The 17,110-nt window shown below is 33.1% G+C and carries 11 protein-coding genes; all 11 read left to right on the forward strand.

Features of this window, described 5'->3' with window-relative positions; all coding sequences use genetic code 11:
* Window positions 1–51 precede the first annotated feature (51 nt).
* The 11 genes from pta (at window position 52) to SOM12_RS04845 (ending at window position 17,081) form a co-directional block, all read left to right on the forward strand.
* A complete protein-coding gene (pta, locus tag SOM12_RS04795) occupies window positions 52–2,145 on the forward strand; it encodes a phosphate acetyltransferase (protein ID WP_320492604.1) in 2,094 nt (697 codons plus the stop codon).
* Between the two features lie 68 nt (window positions 2,146–2,213).
* Window positions 2,214–3,398, forward strand: coding sequence for an acetate/propionate family kinase (locus SOM12_RS04800; RefSeq protein WP_095927759.1), 1,185 nt, complete (start codon window positions 2,214–2,216; stop codon window positions 3,396–3,398).
* A 9-nt stretch (window positions 3,399–3,407) separates the two neighbouring features.
* Window positions 3,408–4,064: a hypothetical protein gene (locus SOM12_RS04805; RefSeq protein WP_320492605.1), complete on the forward strand. Its 657-nt coding sequence runs from the start codon at window positions 3,408–3,410 to the stop codon at window positions 4,062–4,064.
* 101 nt (window positions 4,065–4,165) lie between these two features.
* Window positions 4,166–6,910, forward strand: coding sequence for a helix-turn-helix and ligand-binding sensor domain-containing protein (locus SOM12_RS04810; RefSeq protein WP_320492606.1), 2,745 nt, complete (start codon window positions 4,166–4,168; stop codon window positions 6,908–6,910).
* A gap of 244 nt (window positions 6,911–7,154) precedes the next feature.
* Window positions 7,155–10,169, forward strand: a complete 3,015-nt coding sequence (locus SOM12_RS04815; protein WP_320492607.1) for a SusC/RagA family TonB-linked outer membrane protein — start codon at window positions 7,155–7,157, stop codon at window positions 10,167–10,169.
* Between the two features lie 4 nt (window positions 10,170–10,173).
* Window positions 10,174–11,652 (forward strand): RagB/SusD family nutrient uptake outer membrane protein, encoded by a 1,479-nt coding sequence (locus SOM12_RS04820; RefSeq protein ID WP_095927756.1) that lies wholly within the window; start codon window positions 10,174–10,176, stop codon window positions 11,650–11,652.
* Window positions 11,653–11,727: 75 nt separating this feature from the next.
* The gene (locus tag SOM12_RS04825) at window positions 11,728–13,104 is read left to right on the forward strand and encodes a glucoamylase family protein (protein ID WP_095927755.1); all 1,377 of its coding nucleotides are present in this window, start codon (window positions 11,728–11,730) and stop codon (window positions 13,102–13,104) included.
* A 6-nt stretch (window positions 13,105–13,110) separates the two neighbouring features.
* Window positions 13,111–13,572 (forward strand): prolyl oligopeptidase family serine peptidase, encoded by a 462-nt coding sequence (locus tag SOM12_RS04830; protein WP_320492608.1) that lies wholly within the window; start codon window positions 13,111–13,113, stop codon window positions 13,570–13,572.
* A 74-nt stretch (window positions 13,573–13,646) separates the two neighbouring features.
* A complete protein-coding gene (locus SOM12_RS04835; protein ID WP_320492609.1) occupies window positions 13,647–13,823 on the forward strand; it encodes a hypothetical protein in 177 nt (58 codons plus the stop codon).
* 92 nt (window positions 13,824–13,915) lie between these two features.
* Window positions 13,916–16,216, forward strand: a complete 2,301-nt coding sequence (bglX, locus tag SOM12_RS04840; protein ID WP_320492610.1) for a beta-glucosidase BglX — start codon at window positions 13,916–13,918, stop codon at window positions 16,214–16,216.
* A gap of 91 nt (window positions 16,217–16,307) precedes the next feature.
* On the forward strand, window positions 16,308–17,081 hold the full coding sequence (locus SOM12_RS04845) for a glycerophosphodiester phosphodiesterase family protein (RefSeq protein WP_320492611.1): 774 nt from the start codon (window positions 16,308–16,310) through the stop codon (window positions 17,079–17,081).
* The last annotated feature ends 29 nt before the right edge of the window (window positions 17,082–17,110 follow it).

The raw sequence follows: 17,110 nt of genomic DNA on the forward strand, positions 1-17,110 counted from the left end.
AGAGAAGTAGTATTTATGTAATTTTGTTATTTAGAATAAATATAAATAATTATGAGTAAAGCAATATATATAGCCACTAGCGACCATAACAGTGGTAAATCAATTATTACGCTCGGTTTAATGAGTATCTTAATTGGTAAAACGGCTAAAGTAGGGTATTTTAGACCTATAATCGAAGATTTTGTGGATGGTGAGGTAGATAATCATATCGAAACTGTTTTGTCGTATTTTAACCTTGATATTGCGTTTGACGACGCGTATGCTATTACCAAAAGCAGATTGATTAAGAAAAAGAATAAAGGTAAGATAGGAGAGGTTCTTGACTTAATTATTGAAAAATATAAAAAGCTAGAGGAACGTTTTGATTTTGTTTTAGTTGAAGGAACAAGTTTTACAGGCGAGGGAACTTCTATCGAATTAGACTTGAACGTTTTAATTGCCAAAAACCTCGGAATTCCAACCATAATTGTAGGTTCAGGAGTTGGTAAGACTTTAGAAGAACTTTTAGATAGTTTATATCTGGTTTATGATTCTTTCAAAGTAAAAGAGGTTGAAGTATTATCAGTTTTTGCCAATAAAGTGCAGCCGGAAAATATAGAATTGGTTACTACGAGCTTGCAAAAAAGTTTACCTTCAAATGTGTTGATTAATACAATTCCGCTTATTTCGAGTTTGAATAATCCGACCATGCAGGAAATCGTACACGAATTGAATGCTAAAGTGCTATTTGGAGAAAATTATCTGAATAATGAAATTGGGCATTACAGTGTAGGAGCGATGCAATTGCATAATTATCTGGTCCATTTGCATGACAATGCGTTAGTTATTACTCCAGGAGACCGTTCTGATATTATTTTAGGTGCTTTACAAGCAAATGAATCAGCAAATTATCCAACTATTTCAGGAATTATCCTGACAGGAAATATTGTTCCAGAGGAAAGTATTTTAAAGCTTATAGAAGGACTTTCTCCTATTGTCCCAATTATTGCTGTTGATGGTGGAACTTATCATATCACCAATAAAATAGGTTCGATTAAATCGGAGATTTACGCTAACAACACGCATAAGATAGAAACATCGATTAACACTTTTGAAAAGTACGTTCAAATTGAAGCTCTATCGCAAAGAGTAATCACTTTCCAACCTGAAGGAATGACTCCAAAAATGTTTCAATACAACATGGTTAAAAGAGCTAAAAAGCATAGAAAACATATTGTATTGCCAGAAGGAAATGATGACCGAATTATTGCAGCAGCTTCAAGATTATTAGATATGGATGTGGTTGATATTTCTATTATTGGAGACAAAAAACAAATTGAAAGCAAAGTGGCAGAACTCGGACTTACATTTGATTTTTCTAAAGTAAACATCATCAATCCGATCGAATCTGAAATGTATGAAGATTATGCTAATACGTACTATGAGATAAGAAAGGCGAAAAACGTAAGCATTACAATGGCAAGAGATTTAATGGAAGATGTTTCGTATTTCGGAACAATGATGGTGTACAAAGGACACGCAGACGGAATGGTTTCTGGTGCGGCGCACACTACACAGCACACGATTTTACCAGCACTACAATTCATTAAAACAAAACCGAATTCATCTGTAGTTTCTTCTGTATTCTTTATGTGTTTAGAAGATCGAGTTTCTGTTTTTGGAGATTGCGCTATTAATCCAAATCCAACGGCAGAACAATTGGCAGAAATTGCAATTTCTTCTGCAGAATCAAGTTTAGCTTTCGGAATTGAACCAAAAATTGCGATGCTTTCTTATTCTTCTGGGTCATCTGGAAAAGGTGATGAAGTAGACAAAGTGAGAGCGGCTACAACAATCGTAAAAGAAAAAAGGCCAGACTTAAAAATCGAAGGACCAATTCAATACGATGCTGCGGTGGATTTAACTGTAGGAAAAAGCAAAATGCCAGATTCAGAAGTAGCAGGGCAAGCAAGCGTATTAATTTTCCCTGATTTAAATACAGGAAATAACACGTATAAAGCCGTTCAAAGAGAAACTGGAGCATTGGCAATTGGTCCAATGTTACAAGGCTTAAATAAACCCGTAAATGACTTAAGTCGCGGTTGTACTGTAGACGATATTATTAATACGGTAGTTATTACAGCAATCCAAGCGCAGGGAATGTAAATTCAATTAAAAATTAAATAATAAACTAAGAACCTTAGCATCTTAGAACCTTAGTACCTTTAAAAAGAATGAAAATACTAATAATAAACTCAGGAAGTTCTTCAATTAAATATCAATTAATGGTAATGCCAGAAAACGAAGTAATCTGTTCTGGAATGATTGATAGAATTGGTTTAGAAACTTCAAATATAACTTTTAAAACAGCAACCGCTTCAATCGAAGAAATGCTTCCGATTCCGAATCATAAAGTAGGTTTACAAAAAGTAGCCAATATGCTATTGGATGCTGAAAAAGGAGTTATTAAATCAACTTCAGAAATTTCGGCAGTGGGACATCGTGTTGTGCATGGAGGAAGCGATTTTAGTGACACCGTAAAAATCGATGAGAAAGTTAAAGAAAAGATCAAACAGCTTTTTGAATTGGCGCCTTTGCATAATCCAGCAAATTTAGAAGGAATTAATGTAGCAGAAGAGATTTTCAGTTCAGCAGAGCAAATTGCTGTTTTTGATACCGCTTTTCATCAGACTATGCCAGAAGTAGCGTATAAATATGCTATTCCAAATTATCTTTTGACAGAAAATAAAGTCCGTGTTTATGGTTTTCATGGAACGAGCCATAAATATGTGTCTGAAAAAGCCATTAATTATTTAGAAAATAATTCTAAAATAATCACGATTCACTTAGGAAATGGCTGCAGTATGGCCGCTGTTAAAAATGGAAAATGTATTGACACTTCAATGGGGTTTTCTCCTTCAAATGGTTTAATCATGGGGACTCGTGCTGGAGATATTGACCAGTCTGTGGTCTTTTATATGATTAAAAATTTAGGATATACTCCAGATGAAGTAAATGCTGTTTTACTGAAACAAAGCGGTATGCTTGGTCTTACAGGCTACAGTGATTTGCGTGATATTGAAGCTGAAGCCGAAAAAGGAAACAAAGATTGCCAGTTGGCATTACATATGAATGCTTATAGAATCAGAAAGACGATTGGTGCTTACGCAGCAGCTCTAAACGGACTTGACGCTATTGTTTTTACTGCGGGAATTGGAGAAAACTCATCATACATGCGTAATTTGATTTGTACAGATATGAATTATTTTGGAATTGAAATTGACGCAGCAAAAAATCAAATTCGTTCTAAAGAATTAAGAGAAATCAATTCAGAAAATGCTACTACAAAAGTTTTAGTTGTTCCAACAGATGAAGAGTATGAAATTGCCAATCAGGTTTTTCAATTACTGGAAAATTAAAATTTAAAAATGGACAATAAACTATTTGAGCTTGAAAAGCAACTTGAAGATTATTCTGGATATTGTCAATTGGACATCGAAAGTCGTTTGTTGTTTCCTGAAAATTTCAGACAAATTTATAAATATAAAATTTTCGGAGACAATCTACTTTCAATCCCAGCAAATTTAATTATCGATGGTGATGATGATGAATTTGAAAAGCCATTTAGTTTTTTAAACACGTCAGAAGAATTAGATGTTTTTGAAACAGAGTTTAGATCTGAAATTTCAGGCGATTTTATCCAAATAGGTCATTTATATAATTTTACAGAAGTTGTACTGTTAAATAAGATAAAAAATACAGTGCATGTTTTTCATGTTTCTGATATTGCAGATAAAGACTGGTTGAATTATAAATTAGAGAATGGGATTTGTAATTTGGATGAATTTGTAAATAGTATTAGGCCACAGACAGTTTGTTGTTTAATCAATCCGAAAGATTATTCTGAATGGGATATATTTGAAATTAGAAATGAGACAGAATTAAAAACTGAAAGAGAATTGATGGAATTTAAAGATAAAAAAACTGTCAATGAAGAATATATTGAACAAGTGAAAAAATCTTTAGAAAAAGGATTTGATATTAATTACGCTCCTCAATCAGTACTACTTAATTTTAAAAAATGATTTTATCTAAATAGTATAAAAAACTCCTCAAGCTTGAGGAGTTTTTTTTTGACCTAAAAATTAAATATTTGTGAGTATCTTTGAAGTTAAAAACGAATACTTTGAAATCGATACTTTTTAAATCAGTTATCTTCTTTTTCATCGCTTTACAACTTCAAGCACAAGAATTACTTCCCTTTGTCGAAAATTACAGCAAATCAGATTATCAGGGTGATAATCAGATTTGGAATGTGGCACAAGGAAATGATAATGCGATGTATTTTGCCAATAATCACTATTTGCTTCGTTACGACGGAGTAAAATGGGAAAAATATACACTTCCGAACAAAACGATCATTCGATCTATCCTGATTGAAGGAGATAAAATCTATTCTGGTTCTTATAAAGAATTTGGCTATTGGTATAGAAAAGAAGGAACAATGCACTATGTTTCTATTACCAAAAATCTTAGATTATTTGATGAGAAGGACAACGAGGAAATTTGGAAAATATTCAAATTTAACGGGTCTCTTTATTTTCAATCTTTTAATGATGTTTTTATTTATAATGGAAAAACAATTAAGAAAATTAAATTTCCATTTCTTATTTCTTATTGTTTTGGTGTAGATAAAGATTTATATGTTGCTTCTGTGAGAGACGGAATCTTTAAAATGAATGGTAAATATATTGCCAATCCAAAAGGATGGAATGTTTTGAAAAATACTGTCGTTCATGCCATAGAAAAGTATCAAAACCAGACTTACATCTTTACACAGAAAAAAGGAGTATTTATTGTAGAGAAAAATGGACTAAGAAGTTGGGAGCATCCAATAAATGAAGTTTTAAAATCGGCTACAATTAATGTGGCAAAATTTGTCAAAAATGAAAAATTAATTATCGGAACTGGAAATCGTGGAATTTTCATTTTAGATTTAAAAACCAATTCATTCAAAAATATTGAACGCAATAATGTCTTAATGAATAATTCGGTTTTAAGTTTAGGATTGGATAAAGAAAATGATTTGTGGGTTGGTTTAGATAATGGTATTGCGCACGTTGAGGTTAATTCTCCTATTTCTTTCTTTTATGATAATTCTGGACTTTTAGGATCAGTTTATGCAGTCGCTTCAATTAATAAAGGCTATTTAATTGCTTCCAATCATGGAATTTTTGAATATAGTGCCGGAAAGTTTAATATGATGCCTAATACGCAAGGGCAGGGCTGGAATATTTCTCTCATTGATGGAAAATATATTATAGGTCATAATGATGGTACTTTTTCGTATGAAAATAATACTTTGACCAAAATAAATGGTGTTAGTGGAGGTTGGAATATGTCTAAGAGCAGTATTAATGATACTTACTTTCAGTCGACTTACAGCGGTATTCTGGTTTATGACGATCCCTCAAACATGTCTCATTATAAAATCATAAAAGATCTTGCAAAACCTATAAAATATGTTGCTCAAAATAAAAAAAATGAAATTTGGGCTGCAGATAATTATCGTGGTTTGTATCGTGTTTTATTAGATGATAATTACAACACGCTAAAAGTTGAAAATGTCACACAGCAGAGTAAAATACAAAACGATTTTGGGATAAAGATTTTTGAGTTTAGAAAAGAAATACTTTTTCTAATTAATAATTCTTGGTATACCTACAATTCGATAGCTGGTAAATTGGAAGAAAATGAATTGTTTAATACAAGTTTTAAAAATGTAACAGATATTGTTTCCATAGACGATGATCATTTTATGGTGTTGCAAAACGGAATCTTATATCATATTTATGCCGAAGGAAACAAGTTTGTGTGGAATATTATTCAGGAGAAATATTATAAAGGAAAATTAATCAATGAGAATTTAAGGATTTTCAAGAAAGATAATTATTATCTGTTTAATCTCGATGACGGATTTGTTTCACTTAAACTTGAATATGAAAACAAACAAAATTCTGGAGTAAAAATTGAAGCATTTAGTAATGATATTTTAGTTCCTAACGAAGAGAAAGTTAAATTCAATACGGAATTAAAGATTAACGTCATTTCGGGAATTTATGGTGCGAGCAGACCAAATTTGTTTTATAAACTTGATAAGGAAAAAGAATTTATCTCTATTTCAGACGGATTAATCGTTTTGAATAATTTAAGCAGTGGTGATCATACAGTAGAAATATTCAAACACGATGGATCAACTTATGATAAAGTTTCTTCTTATAAATTTAAAGTTGCAGAGCCGTGGTATTTTTCTTTTTGGATGATTCTGTTATATCTTCTTGTTGTTGGTGCAGTTTTATTTTTCTATTATAAATGGAATAAACTTCGCTATATGCAAAAATTAAAATTGCAGGCTGAAGAATTAAAACATCAGAGAGAAATTCTTGAGATGGAGTTGAAGAAAGAAAACGAACTTAATATTCAAGAATATGAAAAGCATATCTTGGAATTAGAATTGCAAGCAAAATCTTCAGAAGTAGCGGGTAAATCTTTATCAATTGCCAAACAAACAGAAATGATTGATAAAATTCAAGGTATTTTGGAAACCGAAAAAGATTTTGGCAAACTTAAAAATGAAATTAGAAAAGCAATTAAGATCAATGAAGTGAATAAGCACGAATGGGAAACTTTTGAAACCAATCTGAATCAAATTCACAATGAGTTTATTATTAACCTTTCTAAAAAATATCCACAATTAACTCCAAAGGATATAAAACTGTGTGTTTATCTAAAAATGAACCTTTCTTCTAAAGAAATTGCTCCTATGATGAATATCTCTTTTAGAGGTGTAGAATTGCATAGATATCGTCTTAGAAAGAAGCTAAACCTTACTCAGGACGAAAACCTGTCAAAGTTTTTATTAACTCTGTAAGATTTGGTTTTGTTTTTTACAGAATTTATATTTTTCTATATCATTTTTTATATAATTGCGATACATCATTACTACATCATAATGTTATGTTAAACGAATTTCTTTAACATTTATAGTGTTGATAATCATTGTTGTAAGCTAAAATTTTAACATAATGATGTAGCTATGTTGTAGTGGTATTTGATGTACTACAACGTTGTAATTGCTTAATTTGGCTCTACTAACTTAAACGATTACGTACTGTATGAAAAATTTTATTTTTAGCTTTTTAGCGCTCTTGCTGCTGCCTACCTATATGATGGGGCAAGCTCAAGCAATTAAAGGAAAAGTAGTAGACAGTAATGGAATGGGAATTCCAGGAGCAATTATCGCTTCAGCTGATGCTAGAGCAACTGCAGATGCAGATTTCGACGGAAACTTTACAATTAATGCAAAACCTGGAGACATTTTAAAAGTTTCTATGTTGGGTTTTGATTCGGTTTCTGTACCGGCTACTGCCGCACCAATGTCAATAACCTTAAAAGAAGCGGGTGATACTGCTTTAAAAGAAGTAGTTGTAATTGGATACGGTACAAGAAAGAAAATTGATAATACTTCGGCTGTAAGCTCAATTAAGTCCGAAGAGATTACCAAAATGAAAGTAATAAATGCTTCTCAAGCTATTCAAGGTAAAGCTGCAGGGGTACAAGTTGCTACTTCAGACGCACCAGGAAGTACACCTTCTATTGTTATTAGAGGGGTTGGTACTGCATTAGGAGGAAGAAATCCATTATATGTTGTGGATGGTATGCCTACTGATAACATTAATAATATCAACTCAAATGATATTACTTCTTACGAGGTTTTAAAAGATGCTTCTGCACTTGCTATTTATGGAACAAGAGGTGCAAATGGGGTAATCATGATTACTACTAAAACAGGTAAAGGAAAACTTACTGTAGATATTGATAGCTATGCTGGTTTTAGATCTCCTCTAAAGAAAGTGAAAATGGCAAATGCTGACCAATATATTCAGTATAATAATGCGGCATTTATTAGTCAGTTTCCTGCTGGAAGATTTTCTCAAAATCAACCGTATAATACAAACTGGTTTGATGAAATAACAAGAACAGGAGTTTACACTCAAAATAACGTATCGCTTTCTGGATCAGGAGAAAATATTAAATATTTCTTTAGTGTTGGTAATTACGAAGAAGAGGGTATCTTAAAAGGAACTGAATACGGGCGTACTACTTTTAGAAGTAATAATGAGTACAAAATTTCGGAGAAACTTAAAATTAGCCAAAATTTCAGTGTTAGTTCTATAAAAAATACTCCACAGCCAATGTCTGCATTCACATCTGCTTACAGACAATCGCCTTTAGTTCCGGTACGTTTTCCTAATGGAAAATATGGTGTGCCATTTATACAAAATGGAGTTATTTCTCAAACGGGAGATTCTTTTAACTCAGTTGGAAACCCTGTTGTTGCATTAGATTATAACAACGAGCAACAAAAAACAGTTACACTTCAAGGTGGATTAAGATTAGATTGGGATATCATGAAATCATTGAAGTTTACATCTCAATTTAATGGAGAATATTTTACTTATAAACAATATAATTTTGTTGATAATTTAGGTCTTTGGTTAGCAGCTGATCCAAGCAGAGTAGAAGCTTCTTATGACAAAAAGAGTTTGAATACAAACACTTTGACAAGAAATACTGATGATTATTTCAACTGGAATTTATCGAACTATTTTACTTATAACAAAGTTTTTGCAGAAATTCATGATGTTGAAGTTACTGCAGGTATTGAGGCTAACGTAATAGGAACTAGATCAAAAACTACTGCAGATATAAGAAACGTAAATCCAAATAGTAACTATTGGGGACTTGATGGTATTAATTACGCACAAAATGGAGGTGTAACTACATATAAAGCTGTAAATGATAATCAAGCTCGATTAGCATCATATTTTGCACGTTTTCAATATAAATTATTGGATAGATATTTATTAACAGGTACTGTAAGACGTGACGGATCTTCAAATTACTCGAGCGACTACCGTTGGGGAACATTCCCATCAGTAGGTATTGGATGGATTGTAACAAAAGAAAGCTTCTTATCTGATATTAAAAATTTAGATTTATTAAAAGTTAGAGGTTCTTGGGGTAAATTAGGAAACCAAAAAGTGCCATTAAACATTCAGTCATTTACATCTGGAGTAGATTATAATGGAGGTTCTGGAACAACTATTAATTCCCAAATTGATCCAAGTTTATCATGGGAAATTGTAGAAGAAGCTTCTGCAGGTATTGATGTTGAGTTATTTAATAGCAGATTGAAAGGATCGTTTGATGTTTACAGTAAAAATACTAACAATGCTATTTTAAATGTTACGCCTTATTCAACTTCAGGAATTACTGTAGAATCTCCAACACACGTAGGTGAGGTATCTAATAAAGGGTACGAAATCGCTTTACGTTGGGATGATAAAATCACAGATAACTTAAGTTACTGGGTAGGAGGAAATTTCTCTCATAACAAAAATGAATTAGCTAGTTTGAAAAATGTAAGACTTGCAACAATTAATGGTGGTTCATTAGGAAATGGTCAAGTAACAAAAATACTTGATAATACATCAGTAGGACAGCCTTTAGGTAGTTTCTATATGTACGAATATGCAGGGGTTGATCCAGCAAACGGACAAATGTTGTATTATACAGCAGACGGAAATAAGGTAGCTCAAGGTGCTTTAGATCAAACTAAAGACAGAAAATATGTAGGTTCAGTTTTACCAACTTCTACTTACGGGGTTACTTTAGGATTAAATTACAAAAATGTTGATTTCTCTGTAGACGGATACGGAACAGGTGGAGCCAAAGTATATAATGGAAAAAAAGCGCAGCGTTTTTATGGGGAAAATGTAGAAACGTCTTTACTTAATGACATGTGGACTCCAACAAACACATCAGGATCTAATCCAGCTCCATTTAATCAGGTTCCAGTAGCATCAACTTATTATTTAGAATCTGGAGATTTTTTCAGAATCAATAATATCACATTAGGATATAAACTTCCATTAAAAGAAGAAGGTTTTATTAACTATTGTAGAATCTACGTAAATGCTATGAATCCTTTCATTAGCCAAAAATTTTCAGGATTCTCACCTGAGGTTTTAGGAGATGGTGAATTAGTTAAAGGTACTCAGGGAGTTGAGTTAGATGCTTATCCAGCATTGAAAACATTTGTAGTTGGTGCAAACTTAAAATTTTAATATCATGAAACGATTATATATATCACTTTTTATACTTTCTGGTTTGTTTGTATCTGGATGTTCAGATGAATTTTTGGAAGTAGATCAGACAAAAAATATTCCAGCAGATCCTGCTTTAGTGGATAGCGATGCAGGGGCTACATCAATGGTTGATGCAGTTTATAATATATTTTTATCTTGGGACATGTCTTCTTTTGCTTGGAACGGGGTAAGCAGTATTATGACTGACGACGCAGATAAAGGTTCAGATCCAGGAGATACTGGTACAGATAAAGATGTTTTAGACGCTTTAACGTTCAATTCTTCTACACCATCTTTTAGTAGTATCTGGAATTATAATTATGCAGGAATCAACAGAGCTAATCAAGCATTAGCAATGTTTCCAAAGCTTAAGCAAGTATCTCCAGCTTTAAAAACAAGATTAGAAGGAGAAGCTAAGTTTTTAAGAGCTTTTATGTATTTTACTTTAGTTAAAGGATATGGAGGAGTTCCAATTGTTGACCGTTTGCCAATTCCTGGAAATGAAGAAGACAGACTTATGCAGTTAACTCGTAAAACTCCAGCTGAAGTTTATGCTTTTATCGAAAAAGATTTAAATGACGCTATCGAAGCTTTGCCATTAAAATCTTCATATAGTGGAAATGACGTTGCACGTGCTTCTAAAGGAGCTGCTTATGCTTTGTTAGCTAAGGTTAATTTATACCAAAAAAACTGGCAAAAAGTAATTGACAATTGCAATCAAGTAACAGGTTATTCTTTAGTTTCTGACTATTCTCTACAATACAAGAAAGAAGGAGAGTTTGGTCCAGAGTCAATTTTTGAAATTAATGGAATTGGAGGAACTTCTTCTCCAGGATATGGAATAGGAAATTATACTGTTTCTCAAGCGCCTAGAGGTGCTGGAGGATGGGGATGGGGTTTCAATACACCATCTCAAGGACTTGCTGACGCATATGAAGCTGGAGATGTAAGAAGAGCTGCAACCATTATTTTTAGAGGTTCTGTTTTGTATGATGGTAGAGAGGTGGCATCTACTGTATCTAACCCAATGTACAATTATAAAGCATATTCATCAGCGTTTTACAATCAGGAATTTACAGACGTAAATCTTAGATATTTAAGATATGCTGAGGTAATATTAATGAAGGCTGAGGCTCTAAATGAATTAGGACAAACTTCAGAAGCGATTCCTTTGATCAATCAAATTAGACATAGAGCGGGATTAGGTGATACTCCAGCAACAGGTCAGTCAGATGTTAGAAAAGCAATTTATAAAGAAAGAAGATTAGAATTTGCTTTTGAGCACGACAGATGGTTTGATCTTGTAAGAACAGGACAGGCAGAAGCAGCTATGAAAGCTGATGTTAGCGCTACTTTCCCTAACGGAAAAACTTTTATAGTGGGTAAACATGAGTTATATCCAATTCCAGCTTTAGTGGTTCAACAATCTGGAGGGGTAACAACACAAAACCCTGGTTATTAATCAAAATCTTAAAAATCACTTCCCTTTAGATTTTCTAAGGGAAGTGATTATTTATTAAAATCTTAAATTTTTATAATGGTTAGAATTTCAGTTTTATTTTTAGCTTTTACTTTTTTTAGTTGTGGATCCAATGCCGATAAGTCGAAAGAAAATGTACAGGAAAATACTTCTGGCGTTACTGCATTAACAGACGAGCAGCTTTTAGATGCTGTTCAAAAACAAACTTTTAAATACTTCTGGGACTATGCAGAACCAAATTCTGGATTAGCGAGAGAACGTTATCATCCTGACGGAGTTTATCCTGAAAATGATTCGAATATCGTTACAACAGGTGGTTCAGGTTTCGGATTAATGGCACTTGTTTCAGGAATGTCTCAAGGTTATATTACTAAAGAGCAAGGGGTAGAAAGACTTAACAAAATTGCAGATTTTTTAGGCAAAGCAGATCGTTTTCATGGAGCATGGTCTCATTGGATTGACGGAAATACAGGAAAAGTAAAACCTTTTGGAACCAAGGATAATGGTGGTGATTTAGTCGAAACTTCATTTTTGGTTGCAGGAATGATTACCGTTCGTGAATATCTTAAAGATGGTTCTGAAAAAGAAAAAGCGGTAGCACAAAAATTTGATGCACTTTGGAAAGGTGTTGACTGGCAATGGTACACAAATAATAAAAATGTTTTGTACTGGCACTGGTCTCCGAGCTATGCTTGGGAGATGAATTTTCCATTAGAAGGATATAACGAATGTCTTATTACTTACGTAATGGCAGCGTCTTCACCAACGCATGCAATCGATGCGAAAGCATATCACGAAGGATGGGCGAGAAGCGGTGGTATAGTTTCTTCAAAAACAAAATACAATATCCCACTTATTTTAAAGCATAATGGTGCAGAAGAATTTGGAGGTCCATTATTCTGGGCGCATTATTCTTATGTAGGTTTAGATCCAAACCAGTTGACAGATAAATATGCTAACTATTGGGATTTAAATGTTAATCAGACTAAAATTAACTACGAATATTGTGTTGAAAATCCGAAAAAAATTGCGGGTTATGGACCAGAATATTGGGGATTAACAGCATCATATTCAAGAAATCCTGACGGTTCTATTGGATATAATGCACATATGCCAAGTAACGATCAAGGTGTGATTTCTCCGACAGCGGCAATTAGCTCAATCGTTTATACGCCAAAAGAATCAATGACATTTATTCGCAATTTATATGAGAATCATAAAGATGAAACTTGGGGAAATGCAGGTTTTTATGATGCTCTTAGTTTAGGAAATAAATGGGTAGCAAAACGTTATTTGGCAATTGATCAAGGTCCAGAAGTTGTAATGATCGAAAATTACAGAACAGGATTATTGTGGAAATTGTTTATGAATGCTCCAGAAGTAAAACAAGGCTTAACAAAACTTGGATTTAAATCTGGAAAATACGGAATTTAAGGTTCTATGAAAAATAAGTTAGCATTTATATTTCTGTTGTTTTCTATAGTTGTTTTTGGGCAGAGTGAAACAACTGGAAAAATCAATACAGTTATAATGTCTAAATATGAACTGGGATATGTTTTACATCGTCCAGCGAATGTTAAGGAGAAAAAACCATTGATTGTTTTTATTTCGGGCGATGGAGAAAAAGGAACCGATTTGGAGAAAGTAAAAATTAATGGTCCTTTAAAATATTTAAAAACACACCAATTAGACGCTTATGTTTTGGCCCCGCAATGCAAAGAAGACGAAAATTGGGATATAGAATCAATTTATCAGCTGATTGTAAAAATTCAGAAAGAGAATAAAATCGATTCAGAAAGAATATATGTTACTGGTTTGAGCTCAGGAGGTTGGGCTTCTTGGAATTTGGCTTTTTCACATCCGGATCTATTTGCAGCAAATGTACCTGTCGCGGGTTTGTAGATTTAATTCAGTTAGAACATGCTTGTGAAATAGCTAATATTCCAACCAGAATTTTCCACGGATTACAGGATAATGTGGTAAATGTAAATTATGCCATCACGATTTATAATGAATTGAAAAAATGTAATACCAAAGATGTAAAGCTGACCATTTTTGATGATGCAAATCATGACAGCTGGACAAGAGTTTATGATAACAAAGAGATCTATGACTGGATGTTACAGCAAAGAAAAACGAATACAAACAAATAAATAGAATAGAATGAAATCACTTTGATTCAAACAAAAAATTGAACAAAGAAAAGTGATTCCATGTTCCGATTAAAAACAAATATTAAATACACATGAAAAACAAATTAGTCTTACTTTTTTTAGGATGCGCTGTTTTGGGTTATGCTCAAAAAAAGCCAGCTAAAAATACAGTGAAAATTAAACCAAAGTCTGAATTTGTGGCGGAGTTAATGTCAAAAATGACTTTAGACGAGAAATTGGGTCAGTTAAACTTGCCAACATCTGGTGATATTACCACTGGGCAGGCAAACAGCTCAAATGTGGCAAAAAATATTGCTGAAGGAAAAGTGGGTGGTTTGTTCAACATTAAATCAGTTCAAAAAATTAAAGAAGTGCAGAAAATTGCGGTTGAAAAAAGCCGTTTAAAAATTCCGTTGCTTTTTGGTATGGACGTTATTCACGGTTACGAAACAACATTCCCAATTCCGTTAGGCTTATCTTGTACTTGGGATATGGGATTAATTGAAAGAAGTGCACAAATTGCTGCAAAAGAAGCAAGTGCAGACGGAATTAACTGGACATTTTCTCCAATGGTTGATGTTTCTCGCGATCCAAGATGGGGAAGAGTTTCTGAAGGTTCAGGAGAAGATCCATACTTAGGAAGCCAGATTGCAAAAGCAATGGTGAATGGTTACCAACAGCATGATCTTTCAAAAAATAACTCAATTTTAGCTTGTGTTAAGCACTTTGCATTATATGGAGCTCCAGAAGGTGGACGTGATTACAACACTGTCGATATGAGCCACATCAGAATGTTTAATGACTATTTCCCTCCTTACAAAGCTGCAGTAGATGCTGGTGTAGGTTCGGTTATGGCTTCTTTCAACGAAGTTGACGGAATTCCAGCAACAGGAAACAAATGGTTAATGACAGATGTTTTAAGAAAACAATGGGGTTTTAAAGGATTTGTAGTAACAGATTTTACTGGAATTCCTGAAATGATTGAGCACGGAATGGGAGATTTACAAGCAGTTTCTGCTCAATCTCTAAATGCTGGTGTTGAAATGGATATGGTTGGAGAAGGTTTCTTAGGAACTTTGAAAAAATCTTTGGACGAAGGAAAAGTAAAAATCGAAACAATCGATAATGCTGTAAAACTTATTCTAGAAGCAAAATACGACTTAGGATTATTCCAAGATCCGTATAAATATTGTGATGAGAAGAGAGCAAAAACGGAGATTTTTACAACAGATAGCAGAAAAGAAGCACGTGATATTGCTGCACAATCTTTAGTTTTATTAAAAAACCAAAACCAGCTTTTACCACTTAAAAAATCTGGAACAATTGGTTTAATCGGACCATTGGCAGATGCTAAAGAAAATATGCCAGGAACTTGGAGTGTGGCTACAAAAATGGAAAATGCCGTTTCATTATTGAGAGGTATTAAAGAAGTAGCGGGAGCTGGAACTAAAGTTTTATATGCAAAAGGAAGTAACTTAGATTACGATGAAACTTTTGAAACTAATGCGACAATGTTCGGTAAAACCTTACACCGTGATGCTCGTTCAAAAGAAGATTTATTGGCAGAAGCTTTAAAAGTAGCAGAGCAGTCAGATGTAATTGTAGCAGCTTTAGGAGAATCTGCAGAAATGAGCGGAGAATCTAGCAGCCGTACAAACTTAGAAATTCCACAAGCGCAGAAAGATTTATTAAATGCGTTATTAAAAACTGGAAAACCAGTTGTTTTAGTTTTATTTGATGGACGTCCGTTAGTAATTACAGACGAAGAAAAAACAGTTCCAGCAATTTTAAATGCTTGGTTTGCTGGTACAGAAGCTGGTTATGCAATTGCTGATGTGTTATTCGGAGATGTAAATCCTTCAGGAAAATTGACTTCAACTTTCCCAAGAAGTGTTGGACAGTTGCCAATTTATTATGCACACAAAAATACAGGAAGACCGCTTTCTAACACAGAAGGGAAATTCGAGAAATTCAGATCAAATTATATTGACGAAAGAAACGAACCTTTATTCCCATTCGGATTTGGTTTAAGCTACACAACTTTTGATTATTCAAACATCAAAATTTCTTCTGATAAAATGAATCCATCTGGAAAATTGAAAGTAACTGTTGATGTAATAAATACTGGAAATTTTGACGGAAAAGAAACAGTTCAATTATACATTAGAGATTTAGTTGGTTCAGTAACAAGACCAGTTAGAGAATTAAAAGGTTTCCAAAAAATAGCACTTAAAAAAGGTGAAAAACAGACAGTAAGTTTTGATATTACTGTTGAGGATTTAAAATTTTATAACTCTGATTTACAATTCGTAGCAGAGCCAGGGCAGTTTGATATTTTCGTTGGAGGAAATTCAAATGCCGATAAGAAAGTTAGTTTTGAGTTAACTAAATAGTTGGTTTATTTGATTAGTGAAAAGCCCTTCGTTTGGAGGGCTTTTTTTCTAAAAAGACAAAACCTTTTTGTAATTTTTTAACTACGTTATTATGAATAAAATTAAAATATTTAGTGCCGTATGTCTTATTGCTTTCTCTTATTGCAATGCGCAAAAAAATGCAATAGTAGCACATCGCGGAGCTTGGAAAAAGAATAATCTGCCTGAAAATTCTATTGCATCATTAAGACATGCAATAGATTTAAAATTGCCAGGATCAGAGTTTGATGTTTGGAGAACAGCAGATGATTCACTTGTAATTAATCATGATGCCCATTACAACAAACTGCTTATTGAAGAAACAAATTATGCAGATTTGATAAAGTTTAAACTTTCTAACGGAGAAAAACTTCCAACGTTGTATGAATATATTTCAGAAGGAATGCGAAATAACAAGCATACACTTTTGGTTTGCGAAATTAAACCTTCTGAAATCAGTAAAGAAAGAGGACAAAAAACGGGTGTAGCAGCAGTCGAAACCATTAAAAAATTAAAAGCCGATAAAAATACCTGCTACATCAGTTTTGATTACGATATTCTAAAAAAAATCAGAGCAATAGACCCTAAAACTTCTTTGCAATATTTAGAAGGGAATAAATCTCCAAAAGAGGTAAAGGCGGATAAAATTAACGGTGTTGATTACCATTATTCTGTTTTTCAAAAACATCCTGAATGGATACAAGAAGCAAAGGATAACAAAATTATTCTAAACGCTTGGACTGTTAATGAGGCTAAAGATATGGATTGGATTATTGCACACAAATTCAATTACATTACTACAAACGAACCCGAACTTTTAAAGGAAAGAAAAGAGATTAAAAAATAAGTTGTAAAGCTTAACTAAAGAATCTAACC

Origin of the sequence: Flavobacterium sp. CFBP9031 (genome assembly GCF_034044945.1) — a bacterium.
In the GTDB taxonomy this organism is placed as follows: Bacteria; Bacteroidota; Bacteroidia; order Flavobacteriales; family Flavobacteriaceae; genus Flavobacterium.